Here is a 20200-nt window from a genome sequence, read left to right on the forward strand (position 1 = left end):
ATCGGCAACGGTGCCGCCCGTTGTCGTTCGAAGGGCTGCGCGACGAGCCTCAGGCGGCGGTCTTGTCCAGCAACTTGGCCATGAAGGCGCGCGGCACGGCGGCCCGCTGAAAGAAATTCGGGCCGAGCTTCAGCACCCGGTCGTCGTGACGCCAAAACCACCCTTCGCCCGCGACGGGCCGGTTGTCCTGCCCCATCTTCACCACCACGCGGTTCCGGCTGCGACCATGGGCCGTCTGACCTGCGCCGGTGCAATCGGCCTTCAGGAAATATTGGCCGCGCCCTTTGCTGCCGGGATACAGCTTTAGCAGTTCGATGCCCTTGTAATACGAATGGCTTTGGTCGTTGCGATGCACGACCCCGGCATCGATCCTGCCCAATAGATGGCCTAAAGTCTGAACGATGCCGAAATGTTCACGATCATTTTCATTATACGTCAATGTCATGGCGGAAACTCCACGAGGATTGAAGGAAACTTGCGGTAAAGCGATTGCACGTCTGAATGAGCGCAGTATGTCATGGGGCAGCTGATCTGACGAGAGTGCGGGCAGCTGGCCTGTCCCGGCATTGCTGTCTGCGCCGGGCCTGCCCGCTGCGACACCACCCCCTGTAAAGGACGCCTTATGCCCGGACACCCTGCCTCCAACGGTCGCGGCGCTCTGGCCGGGCTTGCCGCCTTTGCTGTGTTTGCCTCCCACGATGTGGTGGTGAAAATTCTCGGGGCGCGGTTCGAGCCGTTTCAGATCGTTTTCTTTTCCGTGCTGTTCGGCTTTCCCATCGTGACCGTGATGCTGATGCGGGACCGGACCGACGGCAATCTGCGGCCCAAGCATCCCTATTGGTCGGCGCTGCGCACCGCGATGGCGGTGATAACCGGTCTTTGCGTGTTCTACGCCTTCTCCACCCTGCCGCTGGCGGAAACCTATGCCATCCTGTTTTCGATGCCGCTGCTCATTACGATGCTGGCGATACCCGTGCTGGGCGAGAAGGTCGGTTGGCGCCGTGGCTTGGCGGTCATTGTGGGGCTGATCGGCGTGATCGTGGTGTTGCAACCGGGCGATACGGAGCTGACCCTTGGCCATCTAGCGGCCGTGATCGGGGCGGCTACGGGGGCCACGGCGGCGGTGATCGTGCGCAAGATCGGGCAGGATGAGCGTGCGGCGGTGCTGCTGCTTTATCCGATGGTCGCGAATTTCGTGGTCATGGCGTGCTTCCTGCCTTTCGTCTACAAACCCGTGCAGCTGACGGAACTAGGCGGGTTCGGGCTTATGGCTTTGCTGAGCTTTGGCGGCACGCTGTTGCAGATCGCGGCCTACCGGCTGGGCAGCGCGGTGATCGTCGCCCCGATGCAATACAGTCAGATCATCTGGGCCACGCTGTTTGGTGTGCTGCTGTTCGATGAAATCCCGAACATGAACACCGCCATTGGCGCGGTCATCATCATTGCGTCCGGGCTTTACATCGTGTTCCGCGAGGATCGCAAATCCGGCTCCGGCACGCCGGTTCTGCGCAGCCGCAGCCGGTTCGGGGTGCCAATGGGGGCACCCCGCGTCAGCGTCATGCAGCGACTGTCCCAACGCCGCCGCACCCCGCGCGGAGAGGGGGCCGCGGCGCCGCTTTCGCCGCCCGCAGAGTAGGGCTGGACGCGCGCCCGAATTTCAGCGGCACGGGCAATCCCCCCTTGCCAAACCCGAACATGCGCTGTAACTCCCCGCCTCACGGTCGGAGTGTAGCTCAGCTTGGTAGAGCACTGTCTTCGGGAGGCAGGGGTCGGAGGTTCGAATCCTCTCACTCCGACCAATAAATCCAAGAAAATTCAGTCGGTTGGTTGCCTTCCTCTTGAGGCGGGCACTACGGGCGCAGTTCACTGGGCAGCACCGGGGCAGCATCACGCGACTCTAGGGCGGTTGGACGCGGGCCGTATAGCCCGCAAAAATTGCGTAGGGTCCGACAGGCAAATCCGTGCTACCCTCTTTCTTAAAAGTTGAGGGTGTTTGTGATGTTTCAGCGGTCCGGTAGTGAAGTTTTACTTAAGAGTTGGCGAGCACGTGTGAAGGCGCAGACACGGAACTGTATGCATGCCGCGTTCTCCCCGGTGCCCGAGGAAACCCTAGTTCAATCAAACGCCAGATATGAAGGCCTCGATGGTCTCGCCACGCTCGCGCGCCATTGGCAAAATATCGTGGTTCCATTGCGGGTCTTGGGAGACGCCGGTGTGACGTTGGTTGCAACAACGATCAGCGACCGCTGGTGGTCTGCTAATCCGTCCGTTGTGTTTAACGAGGTCTGTCGTTTCCGCTCGATCGTGCTGGACGCTTCTGTAGCGGAGTGCCCGACTGACTTGTTGGTGCTGATGGACGAGTGGCTTCCCGATCCTCGGGATTGGGCAGAAAACGGGATAGCGAAACGAGACCTCTGCGCTGATGCTCACGAGGGGGCCCACTCTCTGGCCCGCTACGCCTATGCGCTGTTAGAGCAGCGGCTCGACACCCCAACTGCTGACTTCTTAGCATTTCAGGAAGCGGCCACAGCGCTGAGCAACGTTGGTCTGTTCGAAGCGCACGGCGAAGGCTGTCGTCTATCAGACGTCGCCTGCCTTCTTTTCCCTTCGCTCCAATCGAGAGCGGAGCAGTTACTGCAGCGCCGCCGTGATCTGGCTTGGCGGGAAGAAGATTGGAATGGGCCTTGGGTAGTGCCAGCTGAGCTTCTCGCTACCGTAGGCGGCGCCAGCTAGCCGCGCGGCTCACAGTCGCCGGCGTAGGGGTGCCCGAGATCGCTCCCGGCCAAAATACTTCTTTCTTTAGTTTATTTTTTCTTTCCCGCTCACTGGAAAGGTGCTGTCTTTGGGTGGTGCAACTTACCAGTTAGGATTTTTCCCATGCCCATTCGTGCAGCGCAGGTTCAGTACAATGACTATCGCGGCACCGTAGCCGCCGATCGCGCGGACGATAGGTCCCTGAAAGATTTTCTTGAAGATTTGGGTTTGGCGCGACCCGACGAGATTGTGGTCGGGTGCCGTATCTCGTTTTACGAGAACCCCGGTCAAAATATTAGTGGTGGCGTGGTAGTCTACCTGCAGACTGGCGCTTTCGGTGACCCGGACGTGGCAATCCGCGCAATTGAAGTGAACTTGCCCTTCGACAAGCTATTCTCGTTTTTCAAACGGTTCGACCTGGTATTCACTACCGACGGTAGGACGTATGAGAACGTCGAGGTTGACGGACCTCACTACGGCTAGCGCCACGGGAGTTATTCCGCGCGCTTTCCGCCGGGCGCCCCGTCAACCCGCCAAGGTTAGCTGCCGAGCGGGGTGCTGCCTATGCGCTAGTGGGCCCCGGCTATTATCAGGCACATTTCCTCTTGGCGGAGCGGTGCGCGAGCTCGCGCAGTAGCGAGATATTGTGGCATTCATTCCGTAGCCAGCGCACGGACAGACCCGCAGCGTAAATACGGCTCTGAGACCAATGCTGCCGAACCGCAAGCGGCTCTCCCCAGAAGCGGATGAGAGTATCCACACCCGCGACCCCTTCCATAGCGAAGCCAAGCCGCGCCTCATCGGTAATTAAGCCCGCTACGGCGTACGGCAACCTGCCGCAAAGGTGCAGTAGGCGATTGGTCGATCCGATCGAAAGATTTGGCGCACTGCGCACCGCATGAAGTTGTAGCGAATAGAGCCCATTCGATAGGTGATAGGCCGCCTCCAGGCTGCTAGTGGCCCTTTCAAATTCATCGCTTACGCACGCTGCGTAGAAATCGCTGTCGTTCTTAGGTTTCGCGGCACAGGCGCTTTTTGCATGAAACATTTGCATCCCCTCTCACAGCCCACTGTGACGGCAGTGGGCGTCTATGTCTTCGGGATAGGCTGTGACTAGGTTGTGCAAAACTTAGGAGCGTGCCGAAAAAGTTTGACCTGCCAGCAAATTTCTAGCGCCAAGGGATGCCGGCTTTTGTAGGCGGCGCGGACTGCCCCCAGGGGGCGGGTGCCGGGCAGTCACCCGTCCGCAGTGTGTCCGCTAGGGTATACCTCAGTGGACGAGTCGAAAGTGTCGTACTGGATGTCCGTTGTCATTGACATCAGTATACGGACATGCATTTATATGGACATATAGACAGCGGACAACAAGGAAGAACAGAATGCCTGCAACCTCAGAATTAACTCGCTACTTTGGCCTTGCTTCGCAGCTGGCCTCCGCTTGCCGCGCGCAGGATGCGACCGCAGCTTGGGAGGCTGCTGACGAGTTGGAAGTGCTAGCGCTGCACGGTACGGCTCCTGCAATACGAACGCGGGCTCATGCCGCGGTATGCGCGGCGTGGCGTAACGCTCAGTCGCCCGCTGGATGAGGATGCAAATGAAAACCATTCTATATGCACGGGTCTCAACAAAAGATCAGACCGCTGCGCACCAGCTAACTCAAGCAGAGAACGCAGGGTATCTTGTTGATGACGTTGTCACCGACCAGGGCGTCTCAGGTGTCACCACCCGGCTCGCAGAACGGCCACAGGGCCGACGCTTGTTCGACATGCTTCGATCCGGCGATACGCTGCTCGTCCGCTGGGTTGATCGTCTTGGCCGCGACTATGAAGACGTCAGCGACAACATTCGTGCTTTCATGCGGCGCGGGGTCGTCGTGCGGACAATCATCAATGGGATGGTGTTCGATGGCTCAACGCAAGATCCGATGCAGAGAGCGGTTCGAGACGCCCTTATCGGGTTTATGGCAGCCCTGTCCCAAGCCCAAGCCGAGGCAACAAAGGAAGCGCGGCGCGCAGGAATAGCCCACGCCAAAGCGCAGGATTTTGCAGGAACAAAATTTAGAGGCAGAAAACCGAGCTATACCCGCGAGCAATTCGATCAAGTGGGCGTCGCGTCAGAACAGGGGCTCGGAACGTCCGAAATCTCGCGGCTGGTAGGCCTTAGTCGCCAAGCGGTTCTGCGGATACAAGCTGATCCTAGTGGGTGCGAGCAAACCTTACAGAAATGGGGTCTCTGAACTGAAAATGCGCGGCATTAGCAAACTCATTAAGTATGGTTAGTTGAATAACTTGAAATGGTTATGTGTTCTGGCGACACGAAAAACGAGCCAGAGTAAGAACGCCCGAACACGGTTGCGGGCCTTGTCGCGAAGCACGCTGAGCTATCCGCGCTTCGTGACCGATACCAAGCTGAGATCAAGAAGCTGACGGTGGACATAGACCACCTGGACGCCGCCATAAGGCTGTTTGATCCACACGCGGACACTTACGCCATAAAGGAATACGTTACGAAGCACCGGGCGAAGAAGGGCAGCGTCAAGCGCTTCGTCCTGAATACTCTTCGAGAGGCTGGCGGCCCGCTCACGTCTCGCCAAATCACTGAGGCGTGGCGCCATGAGCGCGGCCTTACTGCCGACGACGCCACGCTTGCAACGCTATGCAAGTGCATCGAGGCCTGTATCAAGGATTGCGTCAGGCAGGGGTTGATCGAGGATCAGGGATGGACGACGGATCACGGGGGAGTTTGGGCCGTACAAGCTTTGGAAAGTGAAAGAGGGCGGCCTGTGAGCCGCCCTCTCATCTTATCGCCGCTTGGGGAAGTCCCTCGGGAGGTCTTCTGCGGGCGGGATTTCCGTGAACCTGCGGCCCTTCACCACATCTGCGATGCGACCGAAGTTCAGCCCGTTGAAATAGGCGGAAATCCACGAGTACGGAAAGCCCAGAAGGCGGGCAAGTTTGATGATCGGAACCATGTCCGCTGTCAGCTTAGGATCGTGCATCATTTTACTCCTGTGATGCAGCGACCGAACGTCAGACTTGACCCGCGCCCCTCAAAGGCGCAAATGTCAGATGTACGTTGTCCGAAATTCGGTCAATTTGAGGTAGGCCGAGGCGAATGCCCCGGCCCGGATTTTCCCCACCTAGGATAGCGCGCCAACGCTTACCTAGGTGGACCCCTCTATATTCGTCCCATCTTCGTAACCTCCTTTGGACTGTTCCGAGACATCCCGTTAGAACGGAATCTGTGTTTCGTCGTCAGGCTCGCCGTAGCCGCTCTGAGACGAGTATCCTTCGGAAGCCCTATATCCTTCGCTATCCTGCGGGTCTTCGGGCTTCTGGGTCGTGTAGAACCCCTTCTTGCCATCGACGCTCCACACGGCCTCCATGCGATACAGCTTGTTCTGGATGAACCGTCGCTTCTGCATGGCCTTGAACTTGCGATACAGGCCAACAAGGATCTGATCGAGCGAGGCTTCTCCGCCGTACGAGTTGATAACCGTAACGAGCTGGTCTTCCAGTTCGTCGGTCTTGGCCGCAGACAACTCGTCAATCAGCTCTTGGGGGAGATCGTGGATGTCGCCCAGGTCAGGGGGCAAGGCCGAGGTAAGGCTGCGAAGCCTAGAAATTTCTGCTGCGGCAGAGTCCACCACATCCGCATAAGAGATCAATCGCTGACCTCTTTCCGAATTTGCATCTTTCTCACCAGCAACGCGCAGAAACTCTGCAACGTCCTTGACATATTGGACGGATTCCGCCATCATGGCCTCACATTGTTTGAGCCGTCATAGGTCTGCAAACCTAGGCTCCGAATCGCCCGCTACCAGAAATGGTGGCGGGTTTCTTCGTGTTTACCATATGAGGATTTCGCGCGCAAGGAGACTGCATCAGGGTTCGCTAAAAGTTCTGATGCATCCTCGATTTAATTCAGGCTCGGCTCTTGCCAGTAGCGTGATGCGAATTTCGCACTGACCTTTCTGCGCTTAAGCTCCGCTTCCCGTTTGCTCGCGTATTGCAGCATTTGTGCTTCAAGCGTGGCGGGGCACTGGGAGCGACCTTCTTGGGGCGTTTACTTCCGGCGCAGCCAGTAACCGCACATGCGCTCCGACTTCCCGGAGACAGCAGTCGCGCCAGCAGCAATGATGAACTGATGGCCGTTTGGCAGACGGTTGTTATCTTCACGCCATGCCATTTCAGCAGCGTAAGCATGCAGGTAGCGGCCTGCGATGTGGTGATGGGTGCCAATCTCAGCGCGACGGAGGCGGCCAAAGAAGCTCTCTGCTTGGTTGGTGCAGGCTCCATCCTTAGAGTAGATTTCCTTGTGGCTGATACGCTTTATTAGGAAGTGCGCTGCCAGCTTGTCCCAATAAGAAGCTTCGTCAGCATGAACGGTAGCGCCGCGCTCGACGGTCTCGTGAACCACTGCAACGCCCGCGGCTTCGGTCGATCTACGCGCGTGACGGTGCGCGCGCCGCGCTCGCGGGCTGAGATAACAACCCTGACGCGTCGTCCACCTCAACGTCACCACCCAGCGCGCCATCCTCGCGAGCAGCCCCTATTGCCTCACGCACTTTGTGCAGCAAGACGAATGAAGTCTTGTAATCGACTCAAAGTCACGGGAGAGTTGCAAAGCACTGTAGCCCTTCGCTCCGTTAATGACCGCGATGGCCGGGAGAATGTCGCGCAGAGCAAGCTCGCGGCTGTGAAAGGTGCTGCCACTGGTGGCGCTGAACTGCTTACCACAGCTCTTGCACTTCCAAACGGGGCGCGTCTTGAGGTCGTAGTGCTCGACACAGCCACACTCGGGGCAAAACGGCTCGCCCTCATTCTCTGCCCAACGGAGGCTTTGGAACGCCTCGCGCGCCGGACACGCGCATGATCTCGACCAGCGAGAGGGTCTTTGCGGCGGGGGAGCGAAGGAAATGCTGGGCCATCGAATATCACCTTATATGGTTATACCCTTATCGCATTGGACAAGCGGCCCGTCAACGTATATTATCACCATATCCGGTGATTTTTGAGGTTCGCCATGAACGTGATGAGCAAGACGGAACGTCCAGACCCGCCAAAACCGACCGCTAGGAAGGACGCGCCGGTCAACAAGATGTTCGAGGGGCGCGCCAAGGCTTTTCTGCGTGATGCCATGCGTCAGCAGGGTGTCTCAACAGAGCAGCTTGCCGAGCGGCTCGCTGACATAGGTGTCGAAATGAGCGCGGGCGGCGTGGCGAACAAGATAAGTCGTGGCGGGTTCAGCGCGGTTTTTTTATTTCAATGCCTGGAAGTTATTGATTTTAAGTATGAAAAAACACAGTTCTAGCGCTTTCGCGCCATGTTGTTTCAAGGATTTTTAACGTAACATTTATCACGATCTACATTTTAATGTTGCCAGTGGCGTCATGATGAATCATGTAAGACATCAATACGGCTGTCCCCTCTGTTGCTTCGTCACAAGGGATGGCCTTTTTCATGTATGATAAGCCTTATCTGCCTGTGCCAGAGCAGATCAAACTTCTTCGTTCTCGCGGCATGGTAATTGAGGACGAAGCGAAGGCGTCGGAGTACCTTCAACGTATCGGCTACTATCGCCTGAGTGCATACTGGCACCCAATGAGGGCGCGAGCCGCAAGCGGTGAGGCGCTAGACACTTTCGTCGCCGGAACGACCTTCAAAGAAGCTACTGATCTGTACACCTTCGACGGGCGCTTGCGCCTGATTATGCTCGATGCTTTGGAGCGGCTTGAAGTTTCGCTTAGAACAGAAATAGCACTTACTTTGGGTCAGCACGGTCCGAAAGCGCACAGGGATCTTGAGCATCTAGGCCCATCATTTGCGAAGCCTCGACAGAGGGGCGGCGTGACTTTGCACCGTGAATGGCTTGCTAGGCTAGACCAGCGCGCTGGAGTATCAAAGGACAGGTTTGCAGAACATTTCCGCACAAAATACCCCAACGATGACATGCCAGTTTGGATTGCTGTTGAGTTGCTGGACTTCGGGCCCTTGTCATATCTTCTTTCAGGCATGAGAAACACTCATCTTGCACAAATAGGTTCCAGCTATGGTTCTGTAAAGCCTAACTTTCTTCGCTCATGGGCGCGGTCCCTCGCCTTCACTAGAAATGTTTGCGCCCATCACTCTCGGCTCTGGAACAAGCCACTAGTCAACCAACCAAAAATTTCGGGGAGGGGCATCCCTAAGGAGCTTTCTCACCTGACGGCGCGCGACCATGCCGGGAAAAGGCTATATTCTATCTCTTGCGTCTGTCGTTACATGCTTATCGCCGCAAACCCGAGAACGTCTTGGAAGGATCGCTTTGTGAGCCACATAGCAACTTTCCCTTCCTCTCCTAGACTGAGTTTGGCTTCCGCAGGATTCCCTAATGACTGGTTAGAGAACGAACTTTGGATGTAGTGTATCGCCTCCGCGCCCTGCTCCACACCATCCCACAATCTGAGATTGACCAAGAAGGCCCGCGCCCTGATCGCCCAGCATGGGGGCGGATGCTGTGCGCGTGGCAGAAAAGGCGGCGCAGCGGCGCAGTGGTCAAAGGGCGGGAGCGACGCGCCAGAGCGGACGGCTCGGCTTCTTCGGAAGGTGCGCGACAATCTAGGGGCTTCGGTGAAAAAACATATTCGGTGAGCCCGCCCCATAATGCCGTCAATGCGCCGCTCCTAACGCTTGGCACCCAATGCTCAGAAACGGCGCGCTAGTTCGGAGTTCTCATTTGCGTCGAATGGCGTTCAGGAGCGGGTCGTCGTCTTCGTCGTCTTCGTCGTCCTCAAGATTGTTCACGAGCGTCGGCCAGCGCAGCCCGTATTTCTGCGTCAGCATCCGGCCCCGCGCCGCTGCCGTGGCCGGGTTGTGCTTCTCCAGCAGCGCGGCGGCGAACTCCGGGTCGTTGACCGCCTTCGCGGCCAGTTCGTCGATCGCCCGCGCTTGGACCTGCTTGCTCTTGTTGCGCAGCCATGTGCTGGCGACGTCCACGATCGCGATCGTCGGCGAGAGCTGGCCCCGGTTGACGCTCCGGGCGCGGGAGGCCAGCGACGCGGTGGACATCGAGGGGTCGAACTTCCCCGACAGCGCCTGCCCGGTGCCCGACGTGCCCGGTGCGCGGGCGCGCGTGCTGCCCTCGGCGCGGGACAATGCGTCGAACACGTTCTTGATGTCGGCCAGCGCCTGCGGATCGTCGGCCCACAACTCGTCGGCCACGGCGGAGGCCTTCGGGTCGTCGAGGAACCGCCGGATCTTCTTGGCGTTCCAGCGCGGCTCCCCGGTCGTGGTCGGCGCGTCCATCTCGCCCCGGCGCGTGACCTCCTGCCAGAAGGCCGTGCGCAAGTCCTCGCGCGCCGCGCCGTCGCCCGCGGTGGTGAGCAACTGCCGCGTCGCCGCCTTCGGGTCTTTCGCGTTAACGAGGCCCCGCACCGCGTCCGCTGCGCGCTCGTCACCGTATTGCAGGTAGTTGGCCTCCGGGGAACGGTTGGGCGTCGTGAGGCCCTTTTGCGTCTCTCGGCTCGTCTTTTGCGCGGCTTGCACCTCGCGCGCCGCTGCGCCTGTCGCGTCCAGCTTTTGGCGCAGTTCGGGGAAGTTCGACAGCAGCACGCTGCGGTCGTCGAGATACTTCGCCAGCGCGTCCGGCTTCTCCGTCAGCCCGCGCGCCCGGACGTCGGCGATAACCTCGTCCGCGAGCCCGTCGCGCACGCGCGGGTCGCCGCCCGCTTCGCGCAGCAGCGCTTGCAGATCGTCCAGGCGGCCGCTGTCCGGCTGCGCGAAGCGGCCCGGCACGGCGCTGGGGTCCATGCGATAATCCCCGCCTTCACGGGGGCGCAGCGTCTCCGCGATGCCGGTGCCGGGGCGCTCGAACCGGTCGGCCACGTCGCGCCGTGCCGCGCGGGCGTCCGTCAGCGCGGCGCGCATGTCCTCCGGCAGCGCTTGGTCGGAGAAATTGTCGACCTGCTCCCGATACATGTCCGTCACCCGCGCGGCTTGGTTTTCCTTGGCCGCGCGCTGCTTGAGGGCGTCGTCGGTCAGGCCCGACCGGATCGAGGCCACCTCGCGGTAAGGCACGGTCTGGTCGACCGGGGGCGGGTCGCGCAGGATCGGGCGCCCGTCGGCGTCGAGAACCCCGGTGCTGATCGGGGCCTCCGGTTTGGCGGGGGCCAACAAAGCGGGGGTGGAGGCCTCCGTGGGGCGGAAGCGCTGCGCGTCGTTCACCGGAAGACCCGCGTCGACCTGTTCGAACAACTCCCGCAGCGGGCCGATGTCCACGGGCGTGTTCGCTTGGTCGATCACCGCGTATTTGTCGCGCACGTTTTGCTGCGCGGCCTCATAGGCGTCAGCCAGCCCGCTGCGGATCGAGTTGCCGCGGACCTGCGGCGTGCCGAGGCTCGGCGTCAGATCTTGCATCAGCGCGTCGAAGTTCTGCCGCACCAGATCTTCTTGCAGCATCGCGTCGTCGATTTGCTGGTCGACCCCCGCCTGTAGCGCAGCGCGGAACTCGGCGGGGTCGCCCTGCGGCGCCATGCCTGCCATGCGCGTGTTGACCGCCACCGCGTTGCCTTCGTGGCGTAGGTTCGCGGCGCCTGCCGCGCGGGCGTCTTGCTCGAACGCCATCGTCGCGAGGCTCGGATCACCTGTGCGGTCGCCGATATTGGCGCGGTAGCCGGGGACAGCCGTTTCGACCGGGGCCGGTGTGCGCAGGACGTCGGCCAGTTGTTGGGCGTCGACCGTGCCGGTGCGAGCGTGTTGTTCCTGCAAATCCGTCGACGCATTGATGATGCGGTCGGCAACGGCTTCGCCCGCCGCGTCGCTGGCCAGCTTGGGCGATCCGGTGGCCCCTGCCGCCAGTGTGCCGACGGCGCGGCCCGTCCCGCTCGCCAAGCCGACGCCAAGCGCGCCCAGGACCGAGCCGACGAAGTCGGAGACACCGCCCCGGTTTTCGCCCGCAATTTCGTTCGCGAGACCTGCGCCCGTGCCCGCGCCGCCCGCATAAGCCGTCTCCCGCGCGGCGAAACTGCCGGGGGCTACAGCGGCGGGCTGCACCAGTTTGCCCTGGACCGCTTCGCCCATCGTGCGCGGCGCGCTGGCCATTTGGTTCACGACCCGCGCGGGGGTCGTTGCCGCTTTCGCGAGCGCGCCCAAAGCGGGCAGCAGGGACGCCCCAATTTCTTCACCGCCGCGGTTAAGGACGCGCTCTGCGCCGCCTTCTGGCTGGTAATCAGGCACAGCGCCCCCAACCCGGAGCAACGTGTCCCACGTCTCGCGACCGCCAAGCGGGTTGTCGGATATAGGGCCGACGCCTTGCTCGCCCGGCAACAGGTTCAGCAGTTGCGGAGAATGGTTCACGAGATCCACGGGCGCCCCGGCGAGCATCGCGGCGCCCTGCCGCACGCCATCGAACAAGGCCGAAGCCAAGCCGTCGGCCTTACCCCAGCCGGTCCGCTCTACGGGGGCGTCCGGTGTCTGCGGGACGCTCCAATCGCGCTCCCAGGGACGGCCTGCATGAGTGGGGCGGTCGGGTGTCTGCGGATTGCTCCAATCGCGCTCCCACGGCCGCCCGTGAGTATCCGACGGCTGCGGAGGCTGCGATGCCGCCGGACTTTCCTTTTGCCGAGATTGGTATCGTAGCCACGGGGCGCCCGTGGCCGCGGTGGGTGCGGTGCCATTCTGGTCCGAAACTGCCATTTACTTTCCTCTCAAGGTCGCCGGTCGGGCGTCGCAACGAATGGCTCAACCAAACGCAGTCGTTTCGCTCACCTCGATATCGGTGCTTTTCTCGCGGAGTGCGCGCATCTCTCGCAATTGAGCGCTAATCTCCGCCGCGGTCATTTCATGTGGTTGCTTGCCTGGGCCATCTTCGCCTTTTGCATTCAGGTAACCCCCCGCTCGTAGGATGGTCGTCGCGCATGTTGCTCGCGCTGGCGCAGGCGCTTTAACGTCGTTGCAGACTTCAAGCGCGGCGGTATACGCAGCCTCCGCGCCCTCCGTCTGAATGCGTAGCAGGAGAGCTCTTTTTCGCGCATGTGCTTCGGTATGGTTCATCCGAAAACCTTCCATTCCAGTTCGTCGCGGGCTTCTGGCGGAGAAAAATCTCCAAGCAACGCCAGTTTTTCTTTAACCGCCGCGATTTCCGCTTCGATAGCGATGTACTCGGGATCTTTCGTCGTCTGTGCTGCTGGCGTACGGGCGCAGATTTTCGCAAAATCGGTGTTGCGTATGCGCTCTAGACGCACTGCCCGGCGAGCCTCTTTGCTGCCCACCGGGCGCGCGTGATGCCAGAGTTCGTGTCGGGTGCGCTCCGCTTCGCTCATTCGCGCAATGCGCGCCTTTCTTCTCCGTCGTGCTCGCTCAAGGGCTTCGAGTTTCGCGTGCAGCTTCTGTGAAGCAACAGGGCTATTGCTCTCCGGCCACCGAGGTCGATGCCAGTTGTCGCCTTTCGGCGTCTTGCCCCCGTGAAGCCGGCAGCGCCCATTTTCCAACGGAAGATTCTGACACGGGGCGCCATCGCTCTTTTTAGCGGCGCCGCATTTCGGGAGGAGGTGGCGCCGGGCGCGAAACCGAGCAAGTGCGGCGTCCGCAAGTTCGCGGAATTCGGCGGAACGATGGTAGGCGCTCCAACCACCCATTCCTTTTCTGTTTCTTTTCGTGCTCATGCGCTGGGCCCCATTATCCGAACAGACCCTTGAGGTATCGCGCCTGCGGCCCCTGGGGTGCTGGGCACCCGTGGCAAGTGTGGCTTGCGCGCGCATTGGAGATAGAAAAAGTTACTCACGGAGTATTGGGAAAATATATAATAAGAAGAAGGAAAGGTAATTTCTGTGCCGCGCACACAAGCCACATTTGCCACACTTACACCTCCGTACTCTCGATCGACCCACACTGCTGGCCGAGCAAATCTTTGCGGGCCTTGGCCGCACGCAAAATCGCGGCACGCTTTCTGGCGCGATCTTCAGCTTCCCAATGGGCCCGTTCCGAGAAGCGCGACGCAAGTTCTGGATTAACTTCCCACCGAGATGGGCCCTCGGCGTCACGCGCTTTAGCGCGCACCCAGCCTAGCGTCTCAAGGGCGCGCATGACCGACGCCAATTTGCGCGTGTCGCGTAGAGATTTTTGCGCCTGGCCGGCGTCTCTCCTGCTGAACTCGACGATTTCTGGCCGTGCCAGCAGGTAGCCCGCGAAGCTTTTAGTTTCTTTTCCTGTGGGCTCCGGGTCGAAGTGTTGGCTATAAAACGCCCATGCATGCCGCAGCAGGAACTTTCCTAGGACGGCTGCACGAACAACTGTTCTTTCGTCGACCGGACAACTTGTCTCTACAAATCCCAAGGCTCGGTGACAGCGCCACATTTCTACAGCGTGCAAAGTTAGAACCAAGCGCGCCAAGGTTGCCCCCCACTTTGCGACATGACCCTGCCAGGCGACCGACGCGCTCGGCACGTGCGCTAAATCGCGGATCGCCAACCGGGCGCGTTCGAACTCTCGGAAGGCGCTCTCGGACATGCGGAGTTCGGTGCTCCCGAAGTCCTGCTGAGCCAAAAAATGGACGAGTTCCCGGTATTGGCGCAGCGCTTCTGCATCTGGTTCAGCGTCTTCGCCGCCTGCTCGATCTAGGTCGTCCCCTACGACGAACAGAAACCGTTGCAGCATTCCGTCTTCGCCGAGATCGCGAGCCAGTTTTCCGATCCGGTCGGGTTGAGTGCCTGCGAGAATGCCCATCAGGGCACTTTCGGTGCGTCGCGCGCCTGCGCCGACCCGATCAACGTAGATCGGGCCCCCGTCGTAAAAGCGGAGGTACTGGCTCCTGTCTCCGCCGCCTCCGTTGCTTTTGTAGGCACCGAATTGGCCGAATGCTTGCGTCAGTTCGTCTGGCGCCTGCATCAACCCCCGTGGGTTCTCCGCGCTTAGGCTTACCAACTTTTCCATCGTCACGTCATCGACAAGCGTTCGTGGTACGGTTGGCTTTGGAGTGCCGCTTTTCTTTCGGCCGCGATTGTCCGCCTCCCACTGCGTTACTGCAGGCTTTGCGGCCGCCCAGCGCATGGCGTCCAGTTCGCGCAACGGCTTCAGTGCCGCATTTATGATGGGACTTTTCCCGCCCCCGGGATTGTCGACCAGCGCCACCCAAAGCGAACAAGGCACGCGCCATTCCGTGTCACGCAAACGGGGTAGAAGCTTCAGGCCACCTCCTACGGATCCGGCTATCGTTGCGATTGCGGCCGCTGCTGCAAATGCAGGTGACACGCCTTTGCGGCGGCTTTCGCTGTCCACCCACCGCGTGAGCTCAGGCGGCAGTGCATTTTCGGGCAGGGCGGAGAGCTGGGTGAGGGGGGTGTCAGAGAAGATATCGACCGGCTCGCTCCAACCTGACGCGGCGCCGGTACTATTCGTCAATTTCGTGAAGAAATCTTCGGCTTCCCTTTCGCCTGGGATATTGACCCAATCCCGACCAAGTGCGCGAGGCGTCAACTTGCTATCGCGATCATCGCCTGCCTGTACGGCACGGTCCCATACAAAAGCCAAGTGCGCGTAGTCTTCTTCAGTGTAGCCCCCGATGCGCTTAAGCGCACCCGAAAGAGCGGCGCGATAGGCCGACCCTGACTTATCGTCGCTCGCCAGCTTTCCCTCTCGCCAGAGGGCCATCAGAGAAGGCCTCTCGGCTAGATCCCTGTCGAACTGCGCGCGCAGCGCGTCCGGAAGCTCTGAATATGTTTCGACACAATTGTATCCCGAGTGCTCGATCGCAGAAATGGCCGCTTGTATCTCATCGTCGCGATCTGGCTCGACGTCGGCCACCAGAGGCTGAATACTTTTGCTGATTTCTGCGACGGAGCTTCGCGCAGACCGCTGGCAGACGACGCGTGCGGGCCGCCTCTGGCGTCCCTTGGCCAGTTTACCTGGGGTCGGGATGTTGTCTGGACCGGGAAGCCTCAAAAGCCGGTCGATGTTCTGCACTTCATCGCTTTGATAGTTGGGCCCGTGCATTTCTTGAATAAGCCCGCGCGCATGGGATTCTGCCCACTCAATGTGCTCTGCGTTAGCGGCAATTTTGGTGTTCAGAACCAACAGGGCTTGATAGCCGCCTCCGCTGTCCACGATAAATGTGAACTGAGGATTTCTATAATTAGCGAGATGCTTTCGTATTTCAGCGCGGACGGTGTCCAGGTTGACGCCAGTTCGCGGATCGACGTCGACGCACAGCGCGCGGATCCGCCGAATATCGGATTTTCTCGGCTTCTTATCGGCACAATCAGCCGACACCTCGTTGAGAGTATAATACAGGTTTACGTCGCCGGCACGTGCATCCACCCATGCTTTGATGGCCGCAAAATCGCCCGCGCGAAAAGTTTTTCCTTTTGGCGCGCGCTGTTGCGCTGGATCTAGCGCAACGAGATTATGCACGCCGCTCGGATCAAGCTGCTTTAGGAAGCCCGCGGCGACGTCGCCTGGCGTTTCTGAAGTGGGCGCAGTGTGCCCTATGTGGATAGCCTCTTGTTGGCTTGGGTCCGGAGTAGTATGTTTCATGTGCATCCCTAAAGGTCGGTGGCTCCGCCAGAGCGCCGACCTTTTTTATTTGGTGTTGTCGATCACGAGCCGCAGCCGTGGTGGCGTGGCTGCTTTTGCACGCGCCTGCGATCTTGCGATCTGGGCAGCGACGCTCGCGGCGCTCACCAAGATTTGCCGTTCGGTTCCGGAGCGGCGCTCTAACCGCCCATCGGCCATCCGATCATGAGCCCATGAGTAGGAGCGCCCTGCGCGCTTTGCTGCCTCGTTGAGTGTCATCCAGCGTGCGGTCAGCATGTGCGTTCTCCCGGTATGCTACGTTGCCAAGGAGGCTCTGCCATTTAACCGTACAAGGCTGACTGATTTTTGTGCCTAAGTTTGCGCAGGCTCAAAACACCGCGTGGCCAATTCCAACGTTAGGCCGCTGTGCGGCACGCCTTGCAGTTTAGCCAGTATTTGGGAAGCAAGCGCTAAGCGGCTCAATTCGCGAGGACCGACGTACCCGTAATTCTCAACTGTGTGGCGGACCACGCTGAGTGTGAGCCCCATGCGTTTTGCTACCTGAGCATATCGCGACCGCGCAGAATGCGTCACGCCTGCCGGCGCGTTGACGATGGTGTCAAAATAGGCGGCCATGACGGCAGCTTTTGCTGAACTCGGCTTTGACCGGCGTTGCCAGTTTCGTTCTGCTTGGGTGGACTTAAGGCGCGCTGCTTCGATTTTGGCCTCGGCCAGTGCGTCCAGTAAAAAGCGGCTATTTGGGTCGTCATAGATTGCGCGCACCGTCTCCGAAGCCTTATCACTCACGAGTTCCACAGCGGCTTTCACGCTGTGGGTGGCGAGCAACGAGGGAACCAGGCGGGACGCTACGCTGCGTTCCAGTTCCCAGCGCATCAGCGTATCCCGATAATGTGCGGCACCTAGACGAAAAATCGGCACCCCCTCTTGGTCTAGGATACCTGCATCTAACCGCCAAACTTCGATCTGCGAAGTTACGTCGCCGAAATCCACGGGTTGGGGTTCACCTTCGCCTAGCGCGTTGTAGGCAGCCAGCAGGCTTCCGGGCTCAGGGTAGCGTAGAGGGGAAGGTTTGTGCGGGGGCTTTGAAGAACGCGCGCTCACTCCGCCGACCCCTCGGTCTTGAGGGCCGCGGTGCCGCGTCGAGGGGCAGCCGTCCACGGATCGGCGCCTTCTACCGCTTCGAGCACGCTCGATACAGTCACCGGCGTACGTCCAGCCAACTGGCGGAATTCTAGGCGCCCGCTCTTCTCGAGATTGTAAACGGAGGCCTTGGATACCGCCAAAATACCGGCGCACCGGGCGATAGTCACGAAAGCGCATTCGTGCCAATCTGGTTCGATTGTATTGCTTGGCGCTTTACGCATTTTCGCCACTCATCCACGCTTTTACGTCGCGGACGGTGAACCGCGGATGCCCTTCGATACGGGTCATGTGCGGGCCCCGCCCATCGGCGGCCCAGCGCTTAATGCTCACTAACGAAAAACCGGCCAATTTGGCGACTTGAGTGTAGGTGAGCAGCGCGCAAGGCGGCAGCTTATCCAGATCGGGAATATGAGCGCTTTGGGACATGAGTTCTCCTGATCGTACCGGGCGAGCGGACGATTGTTGGACCACAGGTTGGGGTGGGTCTCTCAGGAAGGTCAGGAAAACGAGGAAAGCGCGGAAATCGAGACACGACATTTTGGATCATACGGTATCTCGGAACAGGCGCGCCGTCAAGATTTTTTTTAAGCTAAGCATCTGTTATATATACATATAATGGGCATACAGTAGGCATATCGTCTCGTGACGTTACCCAAAAACATCATGCTCTTTAGCCCCGACCGCAGATTCTAAATGGCCTGCCCACGCTGCAAAAGCGTTCCGAAGCGCTTCCTCGCAGCCATCACGGTTGTATCGGGCTTCGAGGTCTTCTCGTGCATGGCCCAGCGCCAATTCGGCAATCTCCCGATCGATGCCTAGGCGAGAAAGTCCGGTTCTGAATGTGCGGCGCAAATCATGCAAAGAGAAGTCCACTCCACAGGAGGCCACGAATCCTAGTTTGCCTTGTGTAGAGCTTCCTTGCCCACGCAAGTTGTTCCGATCCATGATTTTTGACCATCCGCTCATTGGCTGCCCGGTCCGGGGTGAAGGAAATACCCATTGCGGTCCTCGAGCGTCGACTGCGCAACTGGCAAACACTCCCTCCAGCGCAGGTGCGATATAGACCGTATGGCCTCGCGCCTGCTTGGTGAAGGTGGCGGGCAGCTTGACGCATGCCTGCTTTCGATCAACCATTTCCCACATCAGGCGCGCGCCCTCATTTCGGCGGCACCCCGTCAGGATGAGGAAACGCATCATGCGTCCAAAGGCCGTGTCCGGAGTGGCGGCCGACCAGATAGCGACGACCTCCGCGTCAGAGAGCGCGCGGCCCCGTGTGGTCCGTGCCACCCGCTCAGCACGTGTATCGCGGCGGCGTCTGTAGCCCGCCAACGGATTTGCATCGATTACGCGGGCGTCGAAAGTGCACCAATTCAAGAATGCGTTTAGCCGCGATCGGAATGTGCTACCCTTACTTCCTGTATCCGCTGCGTCCAGACGCTCAATCATCTGCGCGATGTCGGATCCGCGGAGTTCCGAAATGTCGCGGTGCTTCAGGTGCTCCAATCGGCGTTGCAGCAAGCTTAGAACGTCGGTCCTGGTGACATACTGACGGCGGGCCAAATGCGCGTCGTAACGCTCAAGCATGGCACCCACACTCTTGGTTGCGCGTTGCTGGGTTGCGCGTCTTTCGGCTGCCGGGTCGCCCCCTGCTGCAACCCTGCCCAGCGCGGCGCGAGCGAGATTCCGCGCTTCTTTCACGTTAGGGACCGTGGCGGGCGATCCGATCTTTAGGCGCTTCGAGTTCGTGCCGCGTCCTGCTCCTTGCGGGCGGTACATCACGATGTATGTTTTGCTGTTCTCTCGCAGGCGCAGACCGAAATTTCGAACTTCAGCATCCCATATAACAGCCTCTTTTCTGCCTGGCGGAAGTTCTGCCGCCTTGATGTTCGCGTCGGTCAACCGAACACGGGGGCTTTTCGTCATGATTGATCTCGGGCAGCACATGGGCAGCACGGGGTGAGCCACCTTCTGATATCTTCTGAGATCATGGGCTACTTATATCGTCAACAAAATATAGCTATAGAAGCAAAATTTGTTCGCTCTGATTTAATCTGATCCTTTGGAGCACTGTCTTCGGGAGGCAGGGGTCGGAGGTTCGAATCCTCTCACTCCGACCAATAAATCCAAGAAATCAGATACCGCGTTTTCGTCCCCCCTCAGGTGACGCTGGCATGGCGTATGGCGTCTGGCAGCCCGCCGGGACGGGTCCGAATCTGCTTGCGAAGTTGCTCGCAATTTCGGCGGTTTCGCGCCCGGCCCAAACCGGGAGTCACGTTGCCGTGACCCTCCGGCGGAGGAAGGTGCGATGCCGCTTGACCTGCCTTCGGTGGCAGGAGATTTAGACGCCAGAACAATGAGGTGTCCATCTTGATCGGTCGCATCCTGATCCTTGTCATGCTGCTGCAACTCGCCATTACGAGCGTGTTTGCACATGGCATGGTTTCGGTCGATCAGTGCGCCGAGCAGGGCGCGGGCCACGCGCATATGGTGTCGGTCGATATGGCTTTCGACACTTTGGTTGTGGCGGATGACGCAGCACCGGATCTGGCAATCGCCCTGCATTGCACGGGCCAACCTTGCACCGAGAAAATGAGCGGCGATTTGGGCGCGTTGGCGCTTGGCGATTACCGCCGTGTCGTGCTGCATGCCCGTGACCCTGACCTGACCCGACAGTCCGTTCTGCGCCCGCATCTGCGTCCACCGCTCGTCTGAGCGGCGCGCCCTCGGCGTCGACCGCAGCGCGGTCTTGCGCGCAGGTTCCTTTCTGTCCCGCTAGGCGGTGACTGCACGGGCCC

19 protein-coding genes, 1 tRNA gene and 1 pseudogene are annotated in these 20200 nt (G+C 59.8%); 8 read left to right on the forward strand and 13 right to left on the reverse strand.

Annotation, left to right across the window (positions count from 1 at the left end; genetic code table 11):
- Nucleotides 1-49: 49 nt before the first annotated feature.
- Complete coding sequence (locus tag CBW24_RS01965; RefSeq protein ID WP_088662507.1) at nt 50-445, reverse strand: hypothetical protein; 396 nt, start codon at nt 443-445, stop codon at nt 50-52.
- A 177-nt stretch (nt 446-622) separates the two neighbouring features.
- Between CBW24_RS01965 and CBW24_RS01970 the strand changes: the two genes are divergently transcribed.
- The 4 genes from CBW24_RS01970 (at nt 623) to CBW24_RS01985 (ending at nt 3237) form a co-directional block, all read left to right on the forward strand.
- On the forward strand, nt 623-1636 hold the full coding sequence (locus tag CBW24_RS01970) for a DMT family transporter (RefSeq protein ID WP_088662506.1): 1014 nt from the start codon (nt 623-625) through the stop codon (nt 1634-1636).
- 86 nt (nt 1637-1722) lie between these two features.
- Nucleotides 1723-1799 (forward strand) — tRNA-Pro (locus tag CBW24_RS01975).
- Between the two features lie 274 nt (nt 1800-2073).
- Nucleotides 2074-2733, forward strand: coding sequence for a hypothetical protein (locus CBW24_RS01980; RefSeq protein ID WP_097372505.1), 660 nt, complete (start codon nt 2074-2076; stop codon nt 2731-2733).
- Between the two features lie 144 nt (nt 2734-2877).
- Nucleotides 2878-3237, forward strand: a complete 360-nt coding sequence (locus tag CBW24_RS01985) for a hypothetical protein (RefSeq protein WP_097372506.1) — start codon at nt 2878-2880, stop codon at nt 3235-3237.
- Nucleotides 3238-3343: 106 nt separating this feature from the next.
- Here CBW24_RS01985 and CBW24_RS18270 read toward each other — a convergent pair whose 3' ends face one another.
- Entirely contained in the window at nt 3344-3802 is a 459-nt protein-coding gene (locus CBW24_RS18270; protein ID WP_157773017.1) for a hypothetical protein, read from the reverse strand.
- A 546-nt stretch (nt 3803-4348) separates the two neighbouring features.
- On the opposite strand from CBW24_RS18270, the gene CBW24_RS01990 reads away from it, so the two are divergent.
- Complete coding sequence (locus CBW24_RS01990; RefSeq protein ID WP_097372507.1) at nt 4349-4990, forward strand: recombinase family protein; 642 nt, start codon at nt 4349-4351, stop codon at nt 4988-4990.
- A gap of 564 nt (nt 4991-5554) precedes the next feature.
- Here CBW24_RS01990 and CBW24_RS02000 read toward each other — a convergent pair.
- From CBW24_RS02000 to CBW24_RS02010, 3 genes and pseudogenes are all read right to left on the reverse strand, one after another.
- Nucleotides 5555-5755: a hypothetical protein gene (locus CBW24_RS02000; RefSeq protein WP_198405211.1), complete on the reverse strand. Its 201-nt coding sequence runs from the start codon at nt 5753-5755 to the stop codon at nt 5555-5557.
- A gap of 228 nt (nt 5756-5983) precedes the next feature.
- On the reverse strand, nt 5984-6514 hold the full coding sequence (locus tag CBW24_RS02005) for a hypothetical protein (RefSeq protein WP_097372508.1): 531 nt from the start codon (nt 6512-6514) through the stop codon (nt 5984-5986).
- A gap of 305 nt (nt 6515-6819) precedes the next feature.
- Nucleotides 6820-7684, reverse strand: a pseudogene (locus CBW24_RS02010) (transposase).
- Between the two features lie 95 nt (nt 7685-7779).
- On the opposite strand from CBW24_RS02010, the gene CBW24_RS02015 reads away from it, so the two are divergent.
- The gene (locus tag CBW24_RS02015; protein WP_097372509.1) at nt 7780-8067 is read left to right on the forward strand and encodes a DUF6471 domain-containing protein; all 288 of its coding nucleotides are present in this window, start codon (nt 7780-7782) and stop codon (nt 8065-8067) included.
- A gap of 149 nt (nt 8068-8216) precedes the next feature.
- Complete coding sequence (locus CBW24_RS02020) at nt 8217-9158, forward strand: Abi family protein (protein WP_198405212.1); 942 nt, start codon at nt 8217-8219, stop codon at nt 9156-9158.
- Between the two features lie 309 nt (nt 9159-9467).
- Here CBW24_RS02020 and CBW24_RS02025 read toward each other — a convergent pair whose 3' ends face one another.
- The 8 genes from CBW24_RS02025 to CBW24_RS02050 all read right to left on the reverse strand — a co-directional run bounded on the left by CBW24_RS02025 (nt 9468) and on the right by CBW24_RS02050 (nt 19328).
- Nucleotides 9468-12158, reverse strand: coding sequence for a hypothetical protein (locus CBW24_RS02025; RefSeq protein WP_097372510.1), 2691 nt, complete (start codon nt 12156-12158; stop codon nt 9468-9470).
- Between the two features lie 315 nt (nt 12159-12473).
- A complete protein-coding gene (locus CBW24_RS02030) occupies nt 12474-12785 on the reverse strand; it encodes a hypothetical protein (protein WP_198405213.1) in 312 nt (103 codons plus the stop codon).
- A complete protein-coding gene (locus CBW24_RS18275; protein ID WP_157773020.1) occupies nt 12782-13396 on the reverse strand; it encodes an HGGxSTG domain-containing protein in 615 nt (204 codons plus the stop codon). Before CBW24_RS18275 ends, CBW24_RS02030 begins: the two co-directional genes overlap by 4 nt.
- A 196-nt stretch (nt 13397-13592) precedes the next feature.
- Nucleotides 13593-16262, reverse strand: a complete 2670-nt coding sequence (locus tag CBW24_RS02040) for a DUF3987 domain-containing protein (protein WP_157773022.1) — start codon at nt 16260-16262, stop codon at nt 13593-13595.
- Between the two features lie 45 nt (nt 16263-16307).
- Nucleotides 16308-16538 carry a hypothetical protein gene (locus CBW24_RS18280; protein WP_157773024.1) on the reverse strand — a complete coding sequence of 77 codons (231 nt, stop codon included), beginning with the start codon at nt 16536-16538 and terminating at the stop codon, nt 16308-16310.
- 75 nt (nt 16539-16613) lie between these two features.
- Nucleotides 16614-17252 carry a hypothetical protein gene (locus CBW24_RS18285; RefSeq protein ID WP_157773026.1) on the reverse strand — a complete coding sequence of 213 codons (639 nt, stop codon included), beginning with the start codon at nt 17250-17252 and terminating at the stop codon, nt 16614-16616.
- Nucleotides 17253-17618: 366 nt separating this feature from the next.
- Nucleotides 17619-17831, reverse strand: a complete 213-nt coding sequence (locus CBW24_RS02045; protein ID WP_097372513.1) for a helix-turn-helix domain-containing protein — start codon at nt 17829-17831, stop codon at nt 17619-17621.
- 222 nt (nt 17832-18053) lie between these two features.
- The gene (locus CBW24_RS02050) at nt 18054-19328 is read right to left on the reverse strand and encodes a tyrosine-type recombinase/integrase (RefSeq protein ID WP_198405214.1); all 1275 of its coding nucleotides are present in this window, start codon (nt 19326-19328) and stop codon (nt 18054-18056) included.
- Between the two features lie 435 nt (nt 19329-19763).
- Between CBW24_RS02050 and CBW24_RS02055 the strand changes: the two genes are divergently transcribed.
- Nucleotides 19764-20117 carry a hypothetical protein gene (locus CBW24_RS02055; RefSeq protein WP_088662505.1) on the forward strand — a complete coding sequence of 118 codons (354 nt, stop codon included), beginning with the start codon at nt 19764-19766 and terminating at the stop codon, nt 20115-20117.
- Nucleotides 20118-20200: the final 83 nt, after the last annotated feature.

It is taken from the genome of Pacificitalea manganoxidans, assembly GCF_002504165.1.
GTDB lineage: Bacteria > Pseudomonadota > Alphaproteobacteria > Rhodobacterales > Rhodobacteraceae > Pacificitalea > Pacificitalea manganoxidans.